The following is a 25776-nucleotide window of genomic DNA, read 5'->3' as shown; positions in this document are numbered from 1 at the left end:
ATGAAGAAAATAATTACTTATGGGACGTTCGATTTGATTCATCATGGGCATATCAATATTTTAAAAAGAGCTAAAGCCTTAGGAGATTATTTGATAGTTGGGTTATCTTCCGATGAATTCAATGCCATTAAAGGCAAAGCCGCTTACCATTCGTATGAAGAGCGAAAACTGATTTTGGAAGCGATTAAATACGTAGATGAAGTGATTCCGGAACAAAACTGGGGACAAAAAGTCAATGACATTAAAACGCATGATGTCAAAATTTTTGTAATGGGTTCTGATTGGGAAGGCAAATTTGATGAATTGATTGAGCATTGCGAAGTGGTTTACTTGCCTCGCACTGAAGGGATTTCCACAACTAAAATCAAAACCGATCTTCATAATAAAGAATGATCAAAGAAGCCGGAATTTCCATTTATCTCTTCCTGTTCAAACTTTTCTTTGCCTTTTTCAGTTTGTTCCCACTAAAGAATAAGACGGTTTTTCTGTCATCTTTCGGGGACAATGCATACTTCCTGGCGAAAGAACTGGCACAGTCTGAAAATCATCAAATCATCTTTATCAATCAGACACGCTGCAAAATTGATTTTTCAACGATTCCGACTAAAAACAAAAAGATTTATGCGTTTGAGACGCTTAATATTTTGGATACCTTTTTATCCATCTATCACTTGGCAACGTCCAAATATGTATTTGTGGATAATTACGCAGGCGTTTTATCGGTCATCCGGTTCCGCAAACAAGTGAAGTGCGTTCAGTTGTGGCATGCGGCCGGCGCTATCAAGAAGTTTGGCTGGAGCGACCCGGAAACCGGTGCACGGAGCGAACGCGCAAAATACAGATTTCAGCAAGTATACGATCGTTTTCAATATATCCCAGTGGGATCACAGCAAATGGCGGATATTTTTGCCGAGTCGTTTCATGTAGACCAAAGCCATTTCATCTATACCGGTGTTCCCCAAACCGATTTTTACTTTGACGCTTCAGCAAAATCAAGAGGGTTGGCGCGAGTGAAACATACATATCCAGTCATCGAAGGGAAAAAAGTGGTGTTGTACGCCCCTACTTTCCGGAAAGATGCCTTGCACAAGATGGATTTGCATTTGAATGTAGCTGAAGTAATCGAAAAACTGGGCGAAGACTATGTGCTGCTGATCCGGTTGCATCCTTCGGTCCAGGAATCTGCTCAACTGCCGGATCATCCACGAGTGCTTCTGGCGAGCGGCTATCCGCATATCAGTGAATTGCTGATAGCGAGCGATATCTTGATTACGGACTACTCGTCTATACCGGTCGAGTTTTCGCTGCTGCGAAAGAAAATGATTTTCTTCACTTATGATTCCGAAGACTACGGACGTACCCAAGGGTTATGGGCAGAAAACAGTCTGTACTTTCCAGGGCCGATTGCCAAGACGACGGACCAGGTCATCGGGCACATTTTGGACCCTGAAATTGACTACGAGAAAATCGATCGGTTCAAAGACCATTGGAATACTTACTCCACCGGCCAATCCACTGGCCAGTTGATTCAGGCGATCTATGCCGAGACAGATTTATAACACAAAAAGCAATTCCTCCCATAAGGGGAATTGCTTTTTTGCTATTTCTTGATAAATGGGCGGATTTTGTTTGCAATAAATTTTTTCAATGTATTTTTTTGAATCTTCATGCTCAAGTTTCCATAATCGGTACGGTAAAAAAACAAGATATTTCCCCGTACTCTTGCCGTCCCTTTTTCCTGACTTGGAGAAAAGCCGAGCCGGACCCTTGAAGTTGGCGAATCCGGATAGGCATCGAGGCGAAAATAAAAATCAAATACAATATCCTGTTTCGAGTCCATAAAAGCCAACGGATCAATCACAAGTTCAAAATCCTGGGCCTCACAGGCATAATGTGAAAGGATTTTTTTACTTACAGACAAAACAGGCGTAAACGGAATTTCAGAGCTGCCTTCTCTTGCTTTAGCGAAAACCTTACCTTCTGCCAATACAGTTGCTTTAGGCACTATCAGACTTCCTGCCAACCGCCATAGCCCATCTGCCATTTCTATTCTTTCTACTGTAATTGCCGGCTTGATGGAGGGAGTGATATCGTATTCCTTGTAAAGCCCCTTCAGGAGAAACCGATTCTCTTGCTGCTCAATTAACGGATAGGTTTCAGTATTGGTTAAGACTTTAGAAAACAATAACAGATCTTCCATCTTATTTTCCATTAAAAGTGTATAAAAGATTTTTTCTTTGTTCGGCAATTTTTGGGCGACACCCGCCGGAATTTTGTTAAGGAATGAAACTACCTGTGACTGCCATTCTTCTCTTTCCACTTCTTCTATCAAAGTGTACTTGATAACATGCAGGCGAATAATGTCTAAAACACTTTTTAAGTCATGCTCTTCAATCAACCTATCAGCCATATTGGAATCCAACAACCACTTTTTGTTTTTCTCCAAAGCTTCCAAACGATCTAAGGTGTTGGCAAGTTTCATTTGCTGCTGAGTAATGGATGGATTATTTTCATGTTCTCTGATTCGCCAGTTGTAAACAACTTTATCAATCACTCTGATTTTTTTAGCTAAAACAGCGGCCTTCAGCGTTAAAGTCAAATCTTCATAGTACTTGCCTTCTTTAAAAGACAAATTATTCGCTGTGAGCAAACTCTTTTTCCACAATTTATTGCATGCGATGCTGTCCTGCATTAACTCCGGACTTTCGGATAAAGATGTCAGCTTATTTTGGTTGTACAGGTTGAATTCTACATGCCTGATAGGAACATATCTACGGTTTTCGTTAAATCGCACTACTTTACCGACGGCGTAATCGGCATCATTCTCTTCTGCGGCAGCTACCAGCAATTTAATGGCTTTTTTCGATATGGTATCATCTGCATCCAAAAAGAAAATATATTTCCCTTTACTCAAGCTTACTCCCCTGTTCCTAGTATAGCCAAGGCCATGATTTTCCTGAGAATATAATTTGAACCGCTCGTCCGAGACTGCAAATTCGCTCAACTGCTTTTCACTATCGTCTGTAGAACCATCATTAATCATGATCACTTCTATATGGGGATAGGTTTGGGCAAGCACTGAAGCCAGACATTCTTCTAAATAGGGAATAGCATTATAAACAGGAATAACAATCGATACTAAACTTGGCACTTCACTCTCCCCCTTCCTATAGCTCGAGACAGAAGTTGGCCACTACACGCCCTCTTCATCAGCTCTTAAATATCTGCTCCACCACTTTCATGGAAGCCTGTCCATCTTCCAGGCTATTGAATCGTGCACCGAATTTCTCCAAATCTCCTTCGAATTTACGCAGCGCATCCGGCTGGTTAATGTAATACATCACTTCGTCCATCGTTTGGCATAAAGGCCCTGGAGCCAGTTCAGTGAAATTGAAATACATGCCTCGACGTGTAATATATTCATCCAAATCGTAGCAATAAAGCACAATCGGCCGCTTTAAGAGCGCATAGTCAAACATGACAGACGAATAATCGGTAATCAGTAGATCCGACAGCAAATACAATTCTTGGATATCCTGATAAGTAGAAGCATTGATAATGTTTGCCGGCAATTCCAGTTGGGATATTTTCTCTGAAAGCAAATAATGGAGTCTCATTAAGATAACGGAATTCCGATTGATTTCTTTGCTCATTCTCTGGACATCATCGAGCACTTTTTGAAAGGAATTTGGGTCCCAATCCCGAAATGTCGGTGCATAAAGAATCACATGTTTTTCATTGGATAATCCGAAATACTGTCTGGTATTTTGTTTGACGCTCTCAGGTTGATGAACAAGTAAATCATTTCTTGGGTAGCCCGTTTCCAGTATTTCTCCTCCGTAGCGAAAGCCTCTCCGTAAGATTTCCGTCGTATAGCGATTGGGGGAAATCAGGTAATCCCACGCTTCCGTCTGGATCTTCAGCTTTGCCAATTCACTTTTTGTAGGCATTTTTTTTTGGTCATATCCCATTTTTTTCAGGGGAGTCCCATGCCATGTCTGCACATACACTTGATCCTCTTTTTTCTTTGCCAAATGGGCAATCCCCTGATTATCCACCCAGTATTTAGCGCGGTTCAAATAATAGAAATGCCTTAGGCTGTTCCGCTCCACTTTTATAGCAGACCCAGGCAGGCCAACTTGATCCGGCTGCTGGAATGACCAGATGAATTTGAAATTTAAGCCTGATTTCAGCAATTGCTCATAAATATACTTAGGGCTGTCGCTGTATTGCTTCCCCATATGGCTTTCAAATAAGACCCAATTTGATTTTATGGGGAGTTTTGGTATAAATCGTTCCAATGCTTTTCGAGTAGATGAAGGCTGAGCCGCAGCTGGAGTTCTTTGCTGTTTTTTCGCCAGCCTTCTTCGCTCCACTTTCCATCTCAACTGATCAATCATTTTTAAAGGCGACACTCGAATAGCAAACGAATTTTTTTCATTGATAAAAATACTTTTAGATAAATGGTGGTCTTTGAGTTCGATATTCGGCAGTTTGCTGATATTTGAGTTTTTTGCGAGCAAGCGATGAAGATTGCCCTTATGTTTAACGTACAGCGATAAATAATAATTTCCGCTAACCATATTCTGCAATTCAAAAACGGCTTTGCCTTCAGATGATGCAACAGCTGTTAAAATCTCTCCCGTTTGCCGGTTCCGCAACACCCAATAGGAGTCGAATTCTTCCTCAGCGATGGAATTTACCTGTATTTCACTCTGAAATTTAAATGAGTCCAAGGTCAAACCCATGTCCGTTATCGCAAAATCAATTTCTGGCTTTTCCATCCGCAAAAATTTCTCCTGGTTTTTTGCTGAAATTGACGGCTCAAAATAATATTGGCTGCCAATGTTGTAAACCCGATTCTTTTTTGTTGGCAATCCATTTATATAGTTGATATAGTCCTCGAGTGCTTCTATGTCTCCAATATACAGCAAGTAATATAAAATCCGGTCACGCTCCGCCAATCCAATGAACGAATACTCATCCATCACTTCATGCAAATATTCATATATCAGGTGATGAAAACGAGTTTTGTAATCGTCGTCATATTGCAGATAATCATTCGTGTACAATTTCAAATCATGCCGGAGAAATTTATTATTTTTTTCCTTTTGATACAAGACCGCTCCGTTTGCCCTTAAGGACTGATCAAAATAGCGGTGGGCAATGATCCGGTTTTCAAAATTCTCGAACTCATGGCGCCGGTTCGTAATGGACTTAGCTTCTGCATTTTCCACTACCCGCCAGTAATAAACCGGTTCAGGTATTACACTGATCGATTCTGCCAGGAAATAAGCATTGCCTGTGAATACTACATCCTCGTAATGGATTCCTTCAGGAAAACGCAGGCCATGCTGATCCAGAAATGCACGCTTGTAGATTTTATTGACGGAAAGGCTATCGAAAAGCATATACGTAAATTCACGTATATTAAAATTGATGCGTTCCTTCGAATAGATTTGGTTCCGGTACCAGATTTCATAATTATTGGTGCGGATCACTTGCCCGGCAACAAAATCGGAACCGGTGCGTTCGATGGCTTCGACCATTTTTTCACAGGCATCAATTGTATACCAATCATCTCCGTCCAAAAACATGATAAATTCACCGGTTGTATGGGCAACTCCGGTATTACGGGGGGTGCTGCAGCCGCCGCTGTTTTCCGGCAAATGCACTGCTTTAAATTTCGGCTTATCTATTATGAAGCGGTCAATCAATTCACCTGTCCGGTCAGAGGAATAGTCATTGACGACGACAACTTCAAAATCATCAAAAGTTTGTTCATGAAGCGATTCGAGGGCTTCTTCAATATACAATTCGTTATTGAAGGCAATAACAACTACTGAGAGTTTCGCACGTCTATTTGTTTGAATTTCAGCGGCCATCCCGTTCCCCTCCCAGTTCCTCAAAGAGCTCGTACCATTTATTTTTAATTACCTTCCGATCAAATTTCGCACTGCTGCTGTAGGCGTTATTGCTGAACGTATAAAATAAGTCCGGATTTTGTGCCAACCGCTTGATATGGCGGGAAAGAATGGCGGTATCGCCCACAGGTGTGATAAAACCATTATGGTACTCTTCAAGGATTTCACGTATTCCTGGTGCACAATCGGAAGAAATACAAGGCAATCCGCATGATTGTGCTTCAATCAGTGACATTGGCAACCCTTCCGCTTTTGAAGATAAGACAAAGAAACTGCCAGCTTCAAGAGCGGCTTGAATATCCTCCGTTTGGCCTTCCAGGAAAATACGCTGTTCCATCCCCAAGATACGGATCAAATTTTTCAAAGGCTTTTCTGCAGGCCCATCTCCGTATATATGCACCGTCCACCCTGGAAGTTCGTCCGCCACTTTGGCAAATGCCTCAATCAAAAGATCAAATCCTTTATCTTCAACCAACCTGCCTGAGGAAACAATTTTTTTATTTTTGTACAAATTTTCCGGCAGGTTAAGTTTTCGGAAAGGAGCAGGATTATACATAACTCCGGTATTAGTGAATCCCATTTCTTGAAAATGTTCCGCATCTTTTTGTGTCAACAGCAAAAACTTTGAGACTTGCCGATAATGAATTAAGATTCGCTTATAGCGCTTCGATCCTTTCGCTGCAGCTACACTTTCATGGCTTTGTCCAATGATTTTAATATTCGGTTTATACAACAAAGGCCGAATCCATTGCATGGCATATACTTGAATCGCTATGACGTAAACCTCTTCATTGCCATAAGCTTTGAAAAACGCTTCAACTTCATCCCGTTTCTTTTTCAAAAGATAACGGCGCTTCAATTCTTTTTGAACCTTAAGGAATTTAAAGTCCTTTAAGTTTGACGATATTTCAATCGGCTGCGGTGCACGATATTTCCGGTGAAGCACTTTAACAGGGACATCTTCCGAAAAATAGCTGGGTACATTTTTCTGCTCATTGATACTCAAAACGGCCACATGATGCCCATCGGCCATGAACTCTTCTGTCAAAATAGAAGCGACACGTTGAGCGCCGCCGTGGTTATTGAATTCATTTATTAGGAAAACGACATTCTTGCTTGGCATAGCACGACTCCTTGCGAATAGATTTGCACCTACTGGATTGCTTCTTGCAGCTGATGGTCCTTTTTCTCCCATCGAAGGTATTTAGTAGCCGTGATAGCTTCGATGGTCTGATTAGCCAAAATGTATGGGCTGCTTGGATATTCCGGCTGTTTCGAAGCCCAGACAAGATTGACCAGTTCATAACCCGGTGCATGATGCATCTGATAGGTTAAATGGCTTTCATACAATCCGTTCTCGAGCCGGGATAAATCGATCGCAACACTGAACCGGGAAAAATTATAGACTTTGCCTTGCGGATTATAGACCGGATTCTCTGTAATTTCTTCTGTTTCACTTATTACAGCCGGAAACGCAAGGCGTTCATAAGATGCCAGATTTGTCATATAATACATCATCGATGCTGCTTCCGCCGTCCTAGTTTCATAGCCGCGGACAAATGCAACTCCTTCAATATATGCGTATTTGTCATCAAACCATATTTTGTTTACTTGCTGCTCCAACTTATCCAGGTTTCCGATGGATAACTCAAGAATATTTTTCTGAATAGAAAATTGATAATTGAAACGGTTATTCCGGTTTTCTAAGTGCTGCCTGATTTCTGCCTTGCCGGCCCATAGTGAAAATTCTGCGGGTTCCCCGCTTCCATCACTGATTCTTGCATTAAAAGAGTATTTCCCCGGTTTGAAAAACATCGAGTGTTCTTTTGCATTAAGCTGGACAGAAAATCCTTTTCCGCTTTTTGAAAGAGGCTTTGTAGCAGTTTCACCGGTTCGTACATCCCGAATGACCAAAAAGGTTTTTTCAGAGATGTCTTGCTGGTGAGTGTCATGGATGTATCCTTTTAGACGAATTGTAAATCCTTCATCTTTAAAAGTTCCATAACTTATCTGTTCAATTGAATGTTCATAATCGATTGATGCCCGAACGGAATCAATCGTTTTTTTGCCGTTCATAAATTCTTCATATAATGAACTGACAAATTTGGAATCACCGTATGTAATCAACTCACCTTGATGGATCCAGGCTGCTTTTGAACAGAAAGATTCCACCGCATTATGGTCGTGGCTAACGAATATGATCGTTTTTCCTTGTTTTTTAAATTCATCCATTTTTTTCATGCACTTTTTTCGGAATACTGAATCCCCGACTGCCAGAGCTTCGTCAACAATCAGAATATCCGGATCGACATTGACAGAAATGGCAAACCCGAGTTTCGATTTCATTCCAGCCGAATAGTTCTTTACCGGCTGGCTGATAAATTCTCCAAGCTCTGAAAACTCAATAATATCTTCGACTTTTTCTAAGATTTCTCCTTTTGTAAAGCCTAGCAGCGTACCTTTCATAAAAATATTTTCATAACCGCTGAGTTCGGAGTCAATCCCTGAACTGACATCAAGAAAAACAATGGAGCCTTTGACGTCCAACGTTCCGTTTGTCGGTTGTGTAATACCCGCGATTACTTTCAATAATGTCGATTTTCCCGAGCCGTTTTTTCCCAACACCCCAATCGATTCTCCTTTTGGAAAATCGAGCGAAACATTCCGCAGCGCATAGAAGTCCTTATGAAATTTTTTCCGGGTGACCACTTCTTTGATCGGCCCCCACGGATCTTGATATAAACTGTATTTTTTCGTTAAATTCTTTACGCTGACAGCTATCTCCATATTCATCCGCCTTTCGCGAGCGTAAATTATAAAGTATCAAGGAATATTGGTTTCAGCCGCTTATGCAGATAGTTTCCCAATAAGAAAAAAGTTAAGACCAGCCCCCAGAAATACAAAGTATAAACCGGCTGGTCCCAAAAGCCGATACCATAGAAAAACGAATCGCGATAGCCTTGGACAATATAATGGAAAGGGTTGAGCTTGACGATCCTTTCCAGCACGCCTAAATTATCTGCTGACCAGAAGATGGGCGTCATCCAGAACAGAAAGACCAATACAGTATCCAAAAAGCGCCCGAAATCCTTGCTGACTGCTACAAGAGGAGCCGTCACAGAACCAATTCCAAGCAAAAGCATCAATGCTGCGAAATCATAGTAAATGAGCTGTAAATTATAAATTGAAACAGTCTGTAAAGTAAATGCCATCCCGGTAAAAATGACAGCTAGTAAGATTAAATGAATATAATAGGAATACAAAATCTGAACAGCAGGCAATATAGCGATAGGAAAAGGTGTATTTTTAATGATAGACCTTTTGCTGCGGAATGATTTTTGAGTCAAACGAAAACCATCGTTAAGCAAAAACCAGGCAACCATGCCAATGGCCAGCCAAGCAAAGTAAGGTGCGCCGTTAACCGGCCCACCTGCCCGCGCCCCAATACTGAAAACAAACCAGAAGACAGCAATGCGCATCAGCGGATTAACGAGTCCCCAGACAAAGCCAAATAAGGTTCCGGCATATTCTCGTTTCATTTCCTGAAGCGAAAGAGAATGAATCATTTTCCTCCGGTTCCACATTTCCATATAAATAGTGAACATAGAGTGTTATGTCTCCTTTTAAGCTTCTGATAGCAAGGCCGAGTGGTATCCATCCGGATTTCGGCTTTGCCAATTCCAGGAATCTTGGCACATATCCTTTAAATTCTTTTCTGCTTTCCAGCCCAAAATTATTTCAGCTTTTTTTGGATTGGCATAAGTGACGCCTGGATCGCCGGGTCTTCTGGCTGTAATTTGGTAATCAACCGGCCTGCCTGTAACTTCTCTGAAATTTCCGATAATTTCAAGCACGCTGTATCCTGTACCGGTTCCTAAGTTTATTACTTCGATTCCTTTTTTCTTTTCAATATACTCCAGAGCTTTTAAGTGCCCTTTAACTAAATCTACCACATGAATGTAATCCCGTACACCGGTTCCATCGGGTGTATCGTAATCATTGCCGAATACTTGCAATTTTTCTCTTTTGCCTACCGCTACCTGAGTAATATAAGGGACCAGATTATCGGGAATACCGTTCGGATCTTCGCCAATTCTTCCACTATGATGCGCTCCAATCGGATTGAAATATCGGAGTATTGCTATCCGCCATGATGGATCGGAATGGTATACATCCCGCAAAATCTCTTCAATCATCAGTTTGCTTCTGCCATAAGGGCTTGCCGGAGATACCGGGAATGATTCATCGATAGGTACGCGGTCCGGATTGCCATAAACAGCTGCTGTTGAACTAAAAACCATCTTGTTGACACCATGCTTCTTCATTAACGAACATAAGTTAACGGTACCGGATATATTATTCAAGTAATAGTCCAGCGGAGCTTTCACCGATTCTCCAACCGATTTTAATCCAGCGAAATGGATGACAGCATCAATTGAATGCTCTTTGAAAATTTGATTCATTAAATCGTATTCCAATAAGTCTACTTTGTAAAAAGCAAAACTTTTCCCCGTTATTTCTTTAATTCGTTCCAGGCACTCAATATTGCTGTTGGACAGATTATCCATTATGACAATTTCATACCCTTGATCCAATAATTCAACTGCAGCATGGCTGCCGATATATCCTGCCCCGCCAGTCAAAAGAATTTTCATAGCTACTCCTCATTTCTTATAGATTCTTTACTGGTATAAAAGAAACAATAAACTCAATGAAAATCCATCCGTCAGCCATCTATCTATGCACAAAGTTTTATATCTAAATTTTCAGAAATAATAAAATGATGTTTTTTATATTTATAGCATACTTAAATTAAATAAACCACCCTCCATAAAAATAATAAGGAAGGTGGTCCAAAATCTTGCATGTTATTTTAAATTATTTGTTTACAATGTCAGAAACATAATAGAATCCATTTTCATCCATCACAATTGTATAAGTTTTGCTGCGTTCTTCGAGTGACCATTCGCCCGCTTCATTTTTAAAATCAAATGCTTCTTCTGTATGGACAAGTGCATGATCTTCAAAGATTTCAGTGCCAGTAATTTCCAGCTTGTTGAAGTTGAATTCCATTTCTTTGCCGGCAATATCGCCAATATACTCCAGGATGCCATTGTAAATATCGCTCTCGTATACCAGCAGATTTTGGACATAGAAGAAATCTTCCTCTGCCAATGCCGTTTCGTAATAATAACGGAAATCACCGACAAACTCATGCAAACTCGATTCCTCAAACTTCATTTCCAAGTCCGGATCGAATTCATAGTTTTCATCTTCATAGCCGCTGAAGTCATCATAAACGTGGAATTTAGCTACCACTTCTTCTGCAGACATCGGATTGTTAACCCACTCGGTCAGCATGCCATGCATGGAGTATAACGGAATCGAAAAACCGATGGAATTGCCTTCTTCCATCACCAATGAATTGATGCCAATCACTTTGCCGGTTGATGCATCTACTAGCGGACCGCCGCTCGATCCCGGTGCAATCGGAGCGTCAATCTGATAAATGTCTTCATAAATGAATTCCTGTTCGAAGTCGCGGTCGATGCCGGTCAAATATCCGATGGTCGCTGTGTTTTCAAAACCGGAAGGGCTGCCAAGCGCAATCACTTCGGTTCCGACGTCTGTCGGGTTCATCTCACTTTCCAACGGATCGATGCCGGCAAATGCATCAACTTTGATCAATGCAATATCGGATTCATCCGATATTCCGACCACTGTGCCGGGCTGATCCTGGCCATTGATGTTGCGGACAATGACATCGGTGAAGCCCGCTACCACGTGCGCATTTGTTGCGACCAGTCCGGATTGATGGAACAGGAAGCCCGATCCCTGTCCGCCCTCTGTTAAGATTGTATATACTTTTTGCTGCGTATCTTTAATGATTGCCGGCTTGTCTTTCTTTTTTGGTTCCACTTTTTCCGGCTGCTCTGACGGCGGGACAATGTCTTCCACTTTTGTTACGGTCCCTTCAGTTTTGCCTTCCGACGCAGCCAGTTCCACCGGTTCTTTTATCTCTTCGGGTTCTTCAGATTGCTCTTGCCCTTGTTTTTCTGCTTGTTCTTGTTCTTGTTCTTGTTGTTCTTGTTTTTCTTCTTGCTCATCCTCTTTTGCACTGGAGAGTTCTTCGCTTGGTGCTGCCTGCTGAGGCGGTTCCTGCATCAGTTGTGACGCCCCAAATCCAGCGCCTCCAAGGCCAATCAATAAAATCAGCGAATACATCCATTTTTTTCTTTTTTCTTTTTTGCTTGCATTATTAGAAAGCGAATGCCCGCAAGATTTACAAAAGTTTGCATTCACATCATTCTCTTGTCCGCATTTATTGCACAACATGCTAAATTCCTCCTGGTGAATAATAGTTTTCTGCTGTAATTGGTCTCATTATATACCTATTGACGCTGCACGACTAGCTAGTGTTGCAGTTTGTAATAAAGACTTCCATTTTGTAATAAATCTATTTTTTACATAAACTTAATATTGTAAATCTGCCATTGTCCTTCTCATTCCCTAATTATTATGCAAAAATAGTAAAGATGAGCAAACTAGTATTTAGATAAATTTAGGAGGAAGCATCATGAAGTTTAAAGCAATAATTGCTGTGGTGGCAGCTATCGCCGTCATTGGAGGGATTTTAGCGTATGCTGTAGGCAAAAGCAGTCCATTAAACCCGTCCAAAGAAAACCATTACGACGTCATTGTGCTTGGCGGTGAACCCGAAGGCATAGCAGCTGCTGTTTCGGCTGCCCGAAACGGGGCGAAGACCTTGCTGGTCGAAGAACGTGACGGCCTCGGCGGCTTGATGACTTATGGCAAACTGAACTTTATCGATATGGTCCAAGGAATCGACAAAAACAGTGCAGTTGGCGGCATATTCAAAGAATGGCACGAACAAGTCGGAAGCGGCAGTGCTTTTGAAATCAACGAAGCCAAAGAAGCCTTTCTAAAACTTGTCGAAGACGAACCGAACATCACACTCGCCTTGAATACGAATTTTACCGATGTGCTTAAGGACGAAAGCAATACCGTTACGGGAGCCACACTGGAATCGGCTGAAGGCAAAAAGACGGTTTACGGCAAACGCTTTATCGATGCTACACAAGATGCCGATTTTGCAGTCGAAGCCGGCGCTCCGTATTTTGTCGGCGGTGAAGATATCAATTTGAAAGACCGGTTCATGGCAGTGACGCCTGTGATCCAACTTTCGGGCCTAGACTGGGACGGTGTCCGAAAAGCGGCAGAGGATGAAGTGTTCGGTCCAGCGGAAGTGACAGATTCGGTCGCCTGGGGCTTCAGCGAACTGCATTACGACTATCAGCCCGCCGAAGAAAATACTCGCCTGCGCGGGCTGAATCTTGTACGGACACAGCCTGAAGGACAAGATGAACAATTCTATATCAACGCCCTGCAAATATTCGGCGTTGATGGGCTGGACGAACAAGCGAAAAAACAGGCACTTGAAATTGGCAACCGCGAAGCGGAGCATATTACGGAATACCTTCGCGCCAATTTCCCGGGTTTCGAACAGGCTGAAATCTCGGAGCTGCCAACGGAACTGTATGTCCGGGAAACGCGCCATGTCATTTCGGAATACATGCTGCCCATGTCAGATATCTGGAAAAATGCGGACCATTGGGATTCAATCGGCTACGGAGGCTATCCGGTGGATGTGCAGGCGACTTCCATCAATGACTACGGCTATGTATTGTCGAGCCCTACCCAGTATGCCATTCCGTTCCGCTCGCTTGTGCCTTTGGAAGTTGAGAATTTAGTGGTCGTCAGCCGCTCAGCCGGCTATTCGTCTCTGGCAGCGGGAAGTGCGCGCATCATTCCAACCGGCATGGCTGCCGGCGAAGCAGGCGGCGCAGCTGCTGTACATTCCATACTGGAAGATCTGACATTCAGAGAGCTTTCCGGCCATAAAGAAGAAATGAATGAACTGCGCTACACTCTTTCGCGCCAAGGAGCGATGGTTGACCGCTTTGAGCTTCCTTATCCTTACCAAGGAGAATGGTTTGATGAATCGGTACAGTTCTTGATGGATTATGGATTGGTCGTCGGCGGATATACGAATGACCTGCAAGTAGATGAGCCGTTAAAGGCGCTCAGCTTTTCCAATCTATTGTCTTCCGGTTTTATGAGAATCGATCCTGCCCTGCACGAAAAATATGCCGGCAAGCTACAATCAATGAAAAATACAGCCGGTTTTGAAGAGCAAAGCTTCACAAGAGATTCCTTCGCTTCTTATATAATAGAAGTTTTCACTTCTGAAACTCCTGGCAAACAGCCATGGAAACAGGCATTCGAAGCCGGATTAGTCGATGAAGAACTTTATGGACGAATCGACAGCAATCGCGAATTGATTCGGGCTGAAGGATACTATGCTGCACATTATCTTTTTAACACCGTAGAAACCGAAAAATTATCAAAAAAATAAAAAGTGCTTTGTCTTCATCGATCAATAAAATTCAAAAATCCGCCAACCGTTTCCTCGGTTGGCGGATTTTTAGCATTGAGCGTATTATTTCGATTGTGCACTGACTTCAACAGGGTGAGTCGCTTCGTGCAACAAGACATCCAATTCTTCTGTATAAACTTTCGTCTGTTTTTCTGTCCAGCCGAATGTTTTGGCCATATAAGCGATGGCGCTGTCTTTGTTGGCATGCACCCAGTGGATGTTGAAGAACAACGCGCCTGTACGGCGGATGAAGAAATCGACCGGTTTATAAGTGGATTCGTATTCCATTGCGTAGCGAAGCATTGCATGGACTAATGGATCGAGCCCTTCGTCAGCCGCTTCTTTTTTGCCGGTCGCTAAGAAATGCAGCACCTGGTCGACGTTCGAGCCGTAGCGTTTTACTAATTTACGAGCGGCTGCTGGTGTAAGACCAATAGCGACAGCCTGGCGCACGCGGTCTTCGATAAATGATTCAAAGCCTTTTGAGCCGCCGACTTCCCCGCCGGACAACGGCAAATGCTTCGTTGAGCTTTTCGGGAATTTCGTGCCGTTTTCTTCTTTCAATTGTTCCGCCACTAGATTGACAATGCTTTCGCCCATTTTGCGATAGCCGGTCAATTTTCCGCCGGCAATGGAAATCAAGCCTGAATCCGATACGAAGATTTCATCTTTGCGGGAAATCTCGGAAGGGTCTTTGCCTTCTTCGTGGATCAACGGACGCAATCCAGCCCAGCTTGATTCGATGTCTTCTACGCGGATTTGCACATCCGGGAACATAAAGTCGATCGCTTTCAAGACATAGTCACGGTCTTCCACGGTCATCGTCGGATGAGTAATATCTTGTTTGTAGACCGTATCGGTTGTACCGACATATACTTTGCCGTCGCGCGGAATTGCGAACGCCATGCGGCCATCCGGCATATCAAAATAAATTGCTTGCTTCAATGGGAAGCGCTTGCCGTCGAAGACCAAATGGATGCCTTTTGTCAGCTGCAAGGTCTTGCCTTGTTTTGAATTGTCTTTGTCACGCAATGTGTCAACCCAAGGCCCTGCTGCATTGACGATTTTATTAGCATAGATTTCGTGTTCTGAGCCGTCGATTTGATCCTGGATGCGGATGCCGACCACTCTGCCATTTTGATAGATAAAGCCGGTCACTTTAGCATAATTCAATGCCATTGCGCCTTTTTCCACCGCTTTTTTCATCACTTCGATTGTTAGGCGGGCGTCGTCTGTTTTGTATTCCACGTAATAGCCGGCACCTTTAATGCCTTGTTTTTTAAGTAAAGGTTCGCGTTTCAACGCTTCCTCTTTCGACAGCATCTTGCGGCGCTCATCGCGTTTTACTCCTGCCAAAAAGTCATAGACGCGAAGGCCGATGTTTGTGCTGTACGGCCCAAATGTACCGCCTTTGTAAAACGGCAATAGCATCCATTCCGGAGTCGTAACATGCGGTCCGTTTTCATAAACGATTTCACGTTCTTTGCCGACTTCCGCCACCATTTTCACTTCAAATTGTTTCAAGTAGCGAAGGCCGCCGTGGACAAGTTTCGTCGAGCGGCTGCTGGTGCCCGCTGCAAAATCCTGCATTTCGATTACTGCTGTGCGCATGCCGCGTACCGAAGCATCAAGAGCGATGCCGGCTCCTGTAATACCGCCGCCGATGACCAAAAGGTCAAGTCGGGCATTTTTCATATTTTGAATGGTTTCTTTGCGCTGCAAACTAGAAAATTTCATGGGTTGTGCTCCTTTTGTGATGTATTTTTCCAATTAAATCCAATGAAAAAGAAACGAAGCTACAGCTGCAGAATTTCTTCTGCAAAACTGGCTTCGTCTCTCGAGGTCTCGGGCCGTGTATTAACTTTTAAGAATTCACTTTCGTTCTTGCTTCTGTTGCTTTGAATGTTCTGGTAGCCGCTACTGCATTCTGCCAGCCTTCATAAAGCTCTTCGCTTTGTTCTAACGGCATTGTGCTTGTGTAGGTTTTGTCGACTTTCCATTGCTGGGCAATCTCTTCTTTGTCTTTCCAGAAGCCGACTGCAAGCCCTGCCAAGTATGCAGCACCAAGTGCTGTGGTTTCCTGGATCATCGGGCGTTCCACCTGTACATTAAGGATATCACTTTGGAACTGCATCAGCAAGTCATTTGCAACAGCTCCGCCGTCAACGCGCAAAGTTTTCAGTTCCGTTCCGGATTCTTTCACCATCACGTCGACAACGTCTTTTGTCTGGTAAGCAAGCGACTCCAATGTGGCACGGATCAGATGTGCTTTGGTCGTTCCGCGCGTCAAACCGAAAATTGCGCCTCGTGCATCGGTATCCCAATAAGGTGTGCCAAGTCCGACAAATGCCGGTACCATGTAGACGCCTTCTGTGGATTCAACGGATGCCGCATAAGCTTCGCTTTCCGGGGCATGGTCGATCAGCTGCAAGCCGTCGCGCAGCCACTGGATTGCCGAACCGGCTACAAAAATACTTCCTTCGATGGCGTATTCCACTTTGCCGTCTACTCCCCACGCAAGGGTCGTCAGCAATCCGTGGTCTGAAACCACGCCTTCTTCGCCGGTGTTCATCAACATGAAGCAGCCGGTGCCGTATGTGTTTTTCGCCATTCCTTTTTCAAAACAAGCTTGTCCGAACAACGCCGCTTGCTGGTCCCCTGCCATTCCGGCAATCGGCACTTCGTGGCCGAAGAAATGGTAATCCACAGTATGCCCGTACACTTCAGAAGACTGGCAAACTTCCGGAAGCATGCTTTTCGGAACCGTTAAAATTTCCAATAGCTCATCGTCCCACTCAAGATCGTAAATATTGTACATCAACGTACGGGATGCGTTGCTGTAGTCGGTAACATGGCGTTTGCCGCCGGACAATTTATACACAAGCCAGGAATCGATGGTTCCGAACATCAAATCGCCGTTGTCCGCTTTTTCGCGCGCGCCTTCAACATTGTCGAGAATCCATTTCACTTTTGTTCCGGAGAAATACGCATCGATCAACAAGCCGGTTTTTTTCGTGAACAGTTCGCCGTGCCCCTGTTCTTTCAATTCTTTGCAGATGCCGTCTGTTTGGCGCGACTGCCAGACAATTGCACGGTAAATCGGTTTGCCGGTATTGCGGTCCCACACAACCGCTGTTTCCCGCTGATTGGTGATGCCGATTCCGGCGATTTGAGTTGGATCAACGTCTGCTTTGCGAAGCACTTCTGCGATACAAGCTAGTACCGACGTCCAGATTTCATTGGCATCGTGCTCTACCCAGCCCGGTTTCGGGAAGAATTGTTCGAATTCCTGCTGTGCTGTTTGCACGATTTCGCCTTTATGGTTAAACAAGATGGCTCGTGAACTGGTCGTTCCCTGGTCAATTGATAAAATATAGTCTTTGCTCATACTGATTTCCTCCTCGGCTTTACGAAACGATTTTTTCTTCTAATTGATCTGCCGCTGTACGGCCTTTTCTTAATTCTACACTTGCTGCTCCGAATAACACCAGCACAAGTACCAGGCTCAGGATCCAAAAAGCTGGTCCCATTTCGCCAACGAAAACTGCTTTATAAAATACAGCCCCGTAAACTCCGCCAAACAGCGGCCCTACTACCGGTACCCAAGCGTAGCTCCAGTCGGATCCGCCTTTGCCGGGAATCGGCAGGATGGCATGCGCAATTCTTGGCCCCAAGTCGCGGGCCGGGTTGATGGCGTAGCCAGTTGGCCCGCCGAGAGATAGTCCGATAGCCAGGATCAAGGCGCCGACGATCAATGGATTCAAGCCTTCTGTAAATTCATTTGCACCGATAAACAACAGCCCCATCACAAGGACGGCTGTCCCGATAATTTCAGATACCAAATTCGAAAACGGCTTGCGCACTGCCGGAATGGTTGCGAAAACACCCAATTTTGCCGCTTCGTCTTTTGTGCGTTCCCAGTGCGGCAAGTAATTGAAGAAAACGATTGCTGCCCCAATGATGGCTCCGATCAGCTGCGCCGCGATATAAACCGGCACTTTCGCCCAGGCAAAGTCGCCGACTACGGCAAACCCTAAAGTTACTGCCGGATTTAAATGCGCTCCTGAAAAACTGCCGACCGCATAAACGCCCATTGTCACTGCTAAGCCCCATGCCACAGTGACCACAATCCAACCGCCATTTTCAGCCTTTGAATCTTTCAATGCTACACCTGCAACTACGCCGGCCCCAAAAATAATCAAAATCATGGTACCGACCAATTCTGCTAGAAATTCCGTCATTACGATACACCCCTTAGTATGTTTGCGCTAGAACCATTTTCAGGAAAACACAAAAAGATCCACACTGAATGAACACGCTTCCAGATTCGGAAGCGGCCATGCTCAGTGTGGATCTCCATTTCTCCTACACAGTTCTTAACTTGTTAATACCTAAGTTAGCAGGTTTTGAAAGCGGTGTCAAACCCCTTTTCTTTTTCTTAAAGCTCCCACAGCTCTGCTTGCGAAGTGGAAATAGCCACCGCACCGCCGCCGTAAGCCAGTTCGACGTCTTCTTTTGTCCGGATCAAACCGCCGGCAATGACCGGGATGCCGGTCTGTTCGTGGACTTCCGCTATGACTGATGGAATGATTCCCGGCAGGATTTCAATATAGTCGGGTTTTACTTGATTGATCAATTTGATATTATGTTCGAGTGCATGGCTGTCGAGCAGAAACAAGCGCTGAATCGTCATCAGTTTGTTTTTCTTCGCCATTGCAATGACATTGCTGCGCGTCGAAACGATTCCATCTGGCTTCACTTCACGCACCAAGTATTCAATGCCATAGGCATCCGCTTTTAACCCCTGGATCAGGTCAATATGCAGAATCACTTTCTTTTTCGCTTTTTTGGCCGCTTGCACCAAAGCTTTCAGCTGTGACAAGCGGATTTCCAGATAAATGATGTATTCATGGTCGCTGCTCAGCAGCCGTTCAAACTCTTTCATATTTCGCAAAACGGGCAAAACGCCCTTTAATTCAGACACCCAATTTCCTCCTTGCAATTGCTTTCCGCGTTCCATTATCCCCTGTAATACACGATGTTTCAAATCCAAAGTGTGCAGAAATTGTGTCGATACCTGGCACGCATGCATTTCTAGTTATTTTTCCGCCGGCCATAAAGATGCAGCAGCAAAGCAGCGAGTACTGAAAGAACTGTGACAATCAGTCCCGGATAAAATCCCGGCGTTATATAAGACAGTTCAATCCGGTATTCTCCGGGTTCCAAGAGAATACCGCTGAATGCGTTCTGCACTTCCAGCAATTCCGCTTCTTCGCCGTTCACTTTCAGTTTCCACTGTTCACTATAGGGAATGGACAAAAACAAAATTCCTTGTTCCTTGACGGAAAGATCGCCTGATACCCCATTGCCTTTCACATGCAAATTTTCCATGCTGTAGACTTCGCGCTGTTCCGCTTGTGCACGGAACTGTTCATAGGAATTCCAATACACTTTTAAGCCGGTCAGCTTATAAGTGCCAGGTGAAACTCCGATTTCAATTGCATCTGTCTGCCCATCCAAACGGAACAAATACCCTTTATTGGGGTAGCTGTAGATATAGGAAGTTTCACGTTTCAGCACTTCTTTTCCGTTGACATTCAGTTTCATTGATTGGTCTTGCACCGGTGTAATATCGAAGTAGACCATATATTCTCCCGGTTCTTCTTTTCCTTCGATTGGAATACGGACTTTCCCTCCCGATTGGACCGTCAGCAAGCCTTCCGCCATTGAGGCATTGTAGTAATCGGCGTTTGCCAGATCGACTTTTATCCGTTCCGGCAACTGCTCTTTCCAATTTTCAGTTCGGGCTAGTACATAGCCGTCTGCCACAACCAGTGTATTCAAAAACAGCGCGTCCCGCTCTGCCACATTTAATTGCCGCCATTCCGTTTCAGAAATTGTCTCGGTGTACCACATGTCGATGCCAACCGCTGACGGATTTTCATAAACCGAATACGTTTCAGTCTCTTCTACTTTCTCGTATCCGAAGGGAGCCTTTTCGTCTTTTGGTAATACTTGATACTTTACTCCAAGCCCCGTCTCCAGTGCCCAGCGACCGTCGAACAGCGAGTAGGTGGATACGACGACACCGTTTCTCAGCGGATTGGTTTGCCGGACATTGTAATCTTTTTTCACAAAGCTGTGCAGGTTTTTCTTCAGTACGCTATTGTAGGCACTCGTTCCGTAATAGCCATAAAGCATGGCGTGGTTTAAGCGGTCCTTCGTCCCGTAGTACGTCCGGTAAAATTCATTCTGTTCCGGCACCAGCGCTGAAAAAATCTTTTGTTCTTCAGCATGATCCAGAGAGGGCTGGTTAAAATACTCATCGATTAAATTTCCGGCCCCGAACCTGTTGATTATCTTTTCCTCTGTATAGCCCACCACATTGGCAATAGCATTTGCTCCCAATGCCAATACAAACAACCCGGCGAGCCAAGCACTCCGTTTAGCTTTGCCCATTGCATAAAAGAGCAGCAATGAAGAAATCCCAAAACCCATTGCAGCGATATTGTAAAAATCAGCAGCGCTCCCAAGCCGCTCTTCTTTTGTATAAAGCGCCCAAAGCGATAATCCAACGGCTATCAAAACAAAGGCCAGCAGCCGTTTATTGGCTTTCATCGCCGTTGTCAGCCAGTTCGGCAACGCGAACGCCACAGCAAAATTCAGGATGTAGAACCACCGGTACTGAATATGCGAAAACCCATTAAAAACGCTGTACATATAAGGAACGAAATAACAGATAAACAGCAGCAGCGCCAGAATGGACTTTCTCTTCGTTTTTGCATCAGCCGGAAGAAATATCATTAATCCCGCAATTGCAGTAATGAAGAGAAAACCCAAATCTCCGATATTGCCCCAAACTTGTTCCGGCAAACTCGCAACCCAGTCGGCACCGAAGAACGAAGGAATTTCCGGTTTTATTGCCAGCCGGTCTGAATAATAGACGGACAGGACGCCCGGCAAAAAGCAGGCAAACGCCAGGCCCAGACCGATGGCGTAATGCAGCAGGAGCGGTGCATACGTTTTGAAAATCGATTTTTCTTTTAACGGTGTAAGTACGATGGCTGCCAAGCCGTAAAAAATGCTGCTGATAAAACCGAGATAAAAATTGCTGGCAACCGACAGGAAAATCCCCAGAATGAAAAACCGTGATTTGCCGGTCCGCTGATAATACAGCAAGCCGAAAATTGTCAAAGGCACGTAAAGAAACGCTTCGGTCATATAATCGATCAGCGCCGCATGGGCGAAGAAAATGATGGAACTGCCATAAGCCAAAGCCGAGGCCAGCGCTTTCCATGGCTCGAACTTCTCATATCGCACAAGCCCATACATTCCGAGCATTGCTAAAAACGATTTAAGCACAGATAAATGCATTTTAAAATCGATGGTTTCAAGAATACTCCAGTCAAAATCAAAAAGCATTTCCGCCAACACAACTCCATAAAACAAAGGGCTCGTGGTGTAATAATAGGCAAACTCACCAAGCAGATCACCGCCTAAGCCATACGACCAGGACCAAAAAAAGCTGCCGTCTGCATAAGACTCCACGAGATGCGGAAAGAAAAACGCAAATTGGTTGATGGCATCCAGATTGACCGCCAAGTTATTCCCTTCAAACAGAAACTTCCAATGAAACAACACCGCGGCGAGCAGCAGAGACAAAAGCGGCAATACCTTCTTCGCGTAAGTTCCTCTGCGCTTGGTTTTCAATGCAATCACTCCAGAAGGATAGACTGTAGGTCCGATAATAAGCAGGCATACTCCGTTTTATCGTTTTGGATTCTATAATCCAAGCGGCTGTAAAACCCGCATATTATTCAACCAATTCTGGTACGCGGGTTCTGTTTTAACAAACATCATCCGGACAAGGGTTATCCCTACTATCCCCTCACCACGAAACATCAAAACCTTATCATTTAATCCAAAATGCACCAAATAATATTTTAGGAATAATGCTCTTTGGCCGCGGCATCCTTCTAGTGAAAGACGGCAAAGTTGTCGGCGCAGTAGACGCAAGCGGCAGCTCCGCAGAACACAATGTAAAAGTCGCAAAAGCAGCTGTAAAGCTATTGAAATCTATAAGCACACACTGATATAGAAGAAAGACGTCCGGAAATTACTTCTTGAATCGTTAAAAAGCCACTCCCAAAACTATGAGGGTGGCTTTTTTTGAATTGAATATAACTTATTTTAGCGACTGGCAGACGAGCTATTACTCCAAGCCCAGTTCTTCTTGCATCGTTTGCCAGATCAATTCGTATCCGCCATTTTGGGGATTGGAAGACTCAGTTTGCATCAGGCTTTCGTATGCAACTCCATTCGCCAACTGCTCTTGAAAAGCATCAAATTGGGAGACGAACAAATAGCCATTTTCTTCGCTGAGTTTCTTCAGTACCCCGTCGATTTCTTCCATCGTAAACTTGTATAGCTTCAAGTCTTCTTTTGAAGGCGGCGGCGACATGACAACCACATATTCTGAACGTTTATCTACTTCCGCAAGGAGATTCCGCATGGTTGCTTCATAAGCTTCCAACGAACTGAATATGCGGTCGTCTGTCCCAATCATCACAATGACCGCCTCTTCTTCCGGTTTCAGTAAACCGTCAAGATTTCGGTACGCCCAATCAGCCGTCTTATCCCGGATTCCCGCATTCACAACCTCAATATTTCCAAATTCCGGTTTATCGACATAATTCCGAAGTTCGTTTGCCCAAGAGCCGAACTCTTTGCCAGCTTCCCGGAACGTCTCTCCGTTTCCTGAGAAAATAATTCGGCCGCCATCAGGCGCTAAGTAAGCAGAATGTCCATATCCCGCTGTGATCCCGTCGCCAAGGAGCTTAATGGAAGAAATCTTTTGATCCGCCAGCAAAGTGTAAAACTCGCTTTTCTCTTCAACTTTTTCTTCTGTTGGTTCACTTGCTTCAGCTTCTTCATCTTTTACGTCCGATGTTTCCGTTTCTTCGCTGTCATCCGCTACTGTTTCAACTTCTTCTTTTTCGGCAGAACTTTCAGCTTCCGCTACTTTGTTCACAGTATGAACTGACGCTTGCTGCGCATGCTGCCCGATCTTTTCATCCCAGTTCTTTTTTGAAAAACCAAATGCAATCAACAAAAAAACGATTGCCACTACCATCAACACACGAACAATCCTCACTTGGTAAACCTCCCGAATTCATAAATCTCTATTGATTATCTCATGAGAACTAGGCCAAAGGAAACAATTTTTCCAAATTGAGCCTAAATTATTCAGGTGCCAGGCACCTGCACAATTCCAGCTCATTTTCGTCTCCATAAAAGAACGGCCAAAGAATGGTCTTTGGCCGCTTCGTCTTACTTATTGAATTCGAAATACTCGCTTGCACGGAGTATATTATCCAGTGAATCATAAACAGCCAGACGGTATTTTTCTCCCGGTTCTATGTCTTTTTTGCTGACCGCAAAACTGGCTTTTCCGTCCGGCAGATCTGTCCATACGGCCGGAATTTCCTCATCATCGAAGTTCATCAACTTCGAATATTTAGGAGCTCCGCTTACCATAATGTTGTAGCTTTCGGATGTGGCGTAAATGGTATCCACTGCCATCGATGAATACAGCCCGAGGTGGTAATCCTTCATGGGATTTTCAATTAGCCCCGGAATTTCTTCTTCCGCATAGCGCTTGCCATGAAGAAGGTCAAACTGCAGCGCATGCAAATCCTGCATTTCTTCGGTATGGGTTCCCATTTGCTGCTGCCACTGGTTGTACGGAATGACTGCGTCTCCTTGGAACCTCATTTTATCCAGAATGGCTGTCACCGCATTCCCTTCCACACCTGCCATTTCAAGCGCAATGGCGCCGAATTGGTTCGGTGAGAGATCCATTTCTTTTGTTGAAGTTTCTTCTGAATTCCAGATGAAATAAGGAACATTATGTGTGTTGATGAAATCATCAAAGTTTCCAAGCATATCGTTCGCTACTTGAGTTCCTTGTGCACCGAACACTTGGTCATTATTGCCGAAAGTCGGGTAATGGTCGCCGAAGAATACCAGAATCGTCGGTTCATCCCGCTTTTTCAATTCTTCTGTCAACCGGCCAAGTTCCTGATCGACGCTATGCATCTTCTCCGTGAACTGGTTCAAATACTGGCGCGTCGGATCCGGCAAAGTGCCGGTCTTTAAAAACTTCGAATCTGCGAGAGGCTTATACGGCTGATGGGCTTCTACCGCCACAGCGTGAATAAAATCTCTACCATCGGTCTTATCCAACGTCTCAAGCGTAGCATTCGTGATTTCCTTGTCTTTCGGGAATCCCCAGCCTGAGCCAAGTGCATGTTCCAAATCCATGAATTCACCTGATATAAATTGGTCGAATCCTAATAGACGGTAGACTGAATTTCGCTGGTAATACCAGTTTAGGTATGAGTGGATGGCAGTGGTTTCATAGCCGGCTTTTTTAAAGGCATAGGCTGCTGAAGGAATCGGCTTTTTCACATACAATTGATACGCCACATAGTTATCCGGCATAAATTGGCGGCTAAGGCCAGTCAGCGCCTCAAATTCAACATTCGCTGTACCTCCACCGAATTCCGGCGAGTACATCGTTCCGTGCATCGATTCCCCGAAAAGTTTCCGGAAATTCGGAATCGGATCTTCTGTAAAATGCTCTTCCCCGAAATGATATGGATCAACAAATGCTTCACTCATCAAAATGATTACATTTGGCTTTTCTCCTTCTTTTGCAGGAGAAGGGATGTATTCTTTCCCAATATTTTGGATGGTCCCTTTGGAATAATTGTCCGGCTGGTCAAGCTTCGTTTGCTTAGCAAGCATCACAAAATTCCCGAACAGCCCATTTCTCATCGTGCCAACTTCCTGCTGCCACCATGTATTTTGGAAATGGACCTTTTCCATCGGCGAAACAGGATAATCAGTCCATAACATGGCAAGAAAAGCAGCAGATAAGATAAACACACTCGATTTAATCGCCCAGCTTTCCTTCAATTTCGGCACCAGCCAGAAAATGGCCGCCACAATCGCCGCAAAAGCTGCACCCAGAGCGATGTACAAAGGCATATTCAAATCAACCGGATTATCCAACCCGCCAAGTTCTTTTAATAATGCGAAGTCCCCCATTGAAATAGGTGAATTCCGAAGATCGATTTTCACTGCATTCGCATAGGCGAATATGATAAGAACCGCACTTAAAATCATTCCGCCAAACATAAACCATTTGCGCGGAAGGATGTACAAAACATTGAACAACGCCAAAAGAATCACAATGTTCAAAGCAAAACGTTTTGTGAATTCAACCGTCCAATCCCTGAATGGCATCGTCAAAGATTCCCTGACGATCAATTCGCTAGCAAATAAAGTAAGAAGCGGCAACCCTACCATAAAGGATAATGTCAAAAGATG

The 25776-nt window shown here is 44.2% G+C and carries 18 protein-coding genes; 4 read left to right on the top strand and 14 right to left on the bottom strand.

The window, feature by feature from the left end:
* Positions 1-393, top strand: coding sequence for a glycerol-3-phosphate cytidylyltransferase (gene tagD / locus BLQ32_RS16440; RefSeq protein WP_074511230.1), 393 nt, complete (start codon positions 1-3; stop codon positions 391-393).
* Positions 390-1559 carry a CDP-glycerol glycerophosphotransferase family protein gene (locus tag BLQ32_RS16435; RefSeq protein WP_036810302.1) on the top strand — a complete coding sequence of 390 codons (1170 nt, stop codon included), beginning with the start codon at positions 390-392 and terminating at the stop codon, positions 1557-1559. Before tagD ends, BLQ32_RS16435 begins: the two co-directional genes overlap by 4 nt.
* Before the next feature lie 41 nt (positions 1560-1600).
* Here BLQ32_RS16435 and BLQ32_RS16430 read toward each other — a convergent pair whose 3' ends face one another.
* From BLQ32_RS16430 to BLQ32_RS16395, 7 genes are all read right to left on the bottom strand, one after another.
* A complete protein-coding gene (locus BLQ32_RS16430) occupies positions 1601-3151 on the bottom strand; it encodes a glycosyltransferase family 2 protein (RefSeq protein ID WP_074511229.1) in 1551 nt (516 codons plus the stop codon).
* A 58-nt stretch (positions 3152-3209) separates the two neighbouring features.
* Positions 3210-5885, bottom strand: coding sequence for a bifunctional glycosyltransferase/CDP-glycerol:glycerophosphate glycerophosphotransferase (locus tag BLQ32_RS19620; protein ID WP_083335381.1), 2676 nt, complete (start codon positions 5883-5885; stop codon positions 3210-3212).
* Entirely contained in the window at positions 5875-7119 is a 1245-nt protein-coding gene (locus BLQ32_RS16415) for a glycosyltransferase (RefSeq protein ID WP_083335380.1), read from the bottom strand. The genes BLQ32_RS19620 and BLQ32_RS16415 overlap by 11 nt, the downstream gene beginning before the upstream one ends.
* Positions 7077-8711 carry an ABC transporter ATP-binding protein gene (locus BLQ32_RS16410; RefSeq protein WP_074511225.1) on the bottom strand — a complete coding sequence of 545 codons (1635 nt, stop codon included), beginning with the start codon at positions 8709-8711 and terminating at the stop codon, positions 7077-7079. Before BLQ32_RS16410 ends, BLQ32_RS16415 begins: the two co-directional genes overlap by 43 nt.
* Positions 8712-8737: 26 nt before the next feature.
* Positions 8738-9529 carry an ABC transporter permease gene (locus BLQ32_RS16405; protein ID WP_074511223.1) on the bottom strand — a complete coding sequence of 264 codons (792 nt, stop codon included), beginning with the start codon at positions 9527-9529 and terminating at the stop codon, positions 8738-8740.
* 18 nt (positions 9530-9547) lie between these two features.
* A complete protein-coding gene (gene galE, locus BLQ32_RS16400; protein WP_074511221.1) occupies positions 9548-10579 on the bottom strand; it encodes a UDP-glucose 4-epimerase GalE in 1032 nt (343 codons plus the stop codon).
* A 223-nt stretch (positions 10580-10802) separates the two neighbouring features.
* Entirely contained in the window at positions 10803-12260 is a 1458-nt protein-coding gene (locus BLQ32_RS16395; RefSeq protein ID WP_074511219.1) for a trypsin-like peptidase domain-containing protein, read from the bottom strand.
* A 241-nt stretch (positions 12261-12501) separates the two neighbouring features.
* Here BLQ32_RS16395 and BLQ32_RS16390 point away from each other — a divergent pair, with 241 nt between their 5' ends.
* Positions 12502-14361: an FAD-dependent oxidoreductase gene (locus BLQ32_RS16390; RefSeq protein ID WP_074511218.1), complete on the top strand. Its 1860-nt coding sequence runs from the start codon at positions 12502-12504 to the stop codon at positions 14359-14361.
* An 84-nt stretch (positions 14362-14445) separates the two neighbouring features.
* Here the strand turns inward: BLQ32_RS16390 and BLQ32_RS16385 are convergent, their stop codons facing one another.
* The 5 genes from BLQ32_RS16385 to BLQ32_RS16365 form a co-directional block, all read right to left on the bottom strand.
* The gene (locus BLQ32_RS16385) at positions 14446-16119 is read right to left on the bottom strand and encodes a glycerol-3-phosphate dehydrogenase/oxidase (RefSeq protein ID WP_074511216.1); all 1674 of its coding nucleotides are present in this window, start codon (positions 16117-16119) and stop codon (positions 14446-14448) included.
* A gap of 127 nt (positions 16120-16246) precedes the next feature.
* Entirely contained in the window at positions 16247-17770 is a 1524-nt protein-coding gene (gene glpK, locus BLQ32_RS16380) for a glycerol kinase GlpK (protein ID WP_036810283.1), read from the bottom strand.
* Between the two features lie 19 nt (positions 17771-17789).
* Complete coding sequence (locus BLQ32_RS16375; protein ID WP_036810281.1) at positions 17790-18623, bottom strand: MIP/aquaporin family protein; 834 nt, start codon at positions 18621-18623, stop codon at positions 17790-17792.
* Between the two features lie 197 nt (positions 18624-18820).
* Entirely contained in the window at positions 18821-19366 is a 546-nt protein-coding gene (locus tag BLQ32_RS16370) for a glycerol-3-phosphate responsive antiterminator (RefSeq protein WP_036810278.1), read from the bottom strand.
* 110 nt (positions 19367-19476) lie between these two features.
* Positions 19477-22092 (bottom strand): YfhO family protein, encoded by a 2616-nt coding sequence (locus BLQ32_RS16365; RefSeq protein ID WP_074511214.1) that lies wholly within the window; start codon positions 22090-22092, stop codon positions 19477-19479.
* 209 nt (positions 22093-22301) lie between these two features.
* Between BLQ32_RS16365 and BLQ32_RS19735 the strand changes: the two genes are divergently transcribed.
* Positions 22302-22475, top strand: coding sequence for a heme-binding protein (locus tag BLQ32_RS19735; RefSeq protein ID WP_342342133.1), 174 nt, complete (start codon positions 22302-22304; stop codon positions 22473-22475).
* Between the two features lie 119 nt (positions 22476-22594).
* On the opposite strand, the gene BLQ32_RS16360 is transcribed toward BLQ32_RS19735, so the two are convergent.
* Both BLQ32_RS16360 and BLQ32_RS16355 read right to left on the bottom strand, forming a co-directional pair.
* The gene (locus BLQ32_RS16360; protein WP_139150569.1) at positions 22595-23536 is read right to left on the bottom strand and encodes an SGNH/GDSL hydrolase family protein; all 942 of its coding nucleotides are present in this window, start codon (positions 23534-23536) and stop codon (positions 22595-22597) included.
* A 176-nt stretch (positions 23537-23712) separates the two neighbouring features.
* Positions 23713-25692, bottom strand: a complete 1980-nt coding sequence (locus BLQ32_RS16355) for an LTA synthase family protein (RefSeq protein WP_175557134.1) — start codon at positions 25690-25692, stop codon at positions 23713-23715.
* Positions 25693-25776 lie beyond the last annotated feature (84 nt).

The organism is Planococcus glaciei (assembly GCF_900099655.1).
Classification (GTDB): Bacteria; Bacillota; Bacilli; order Bacillales_A; family Planococcaceae; genus Planococcus; species Planococcus glaciei.
Note: the sequence above shows the minus strand (reverse complement) of the source record. Positions and strands in the feature narration are given on the sequence as shown.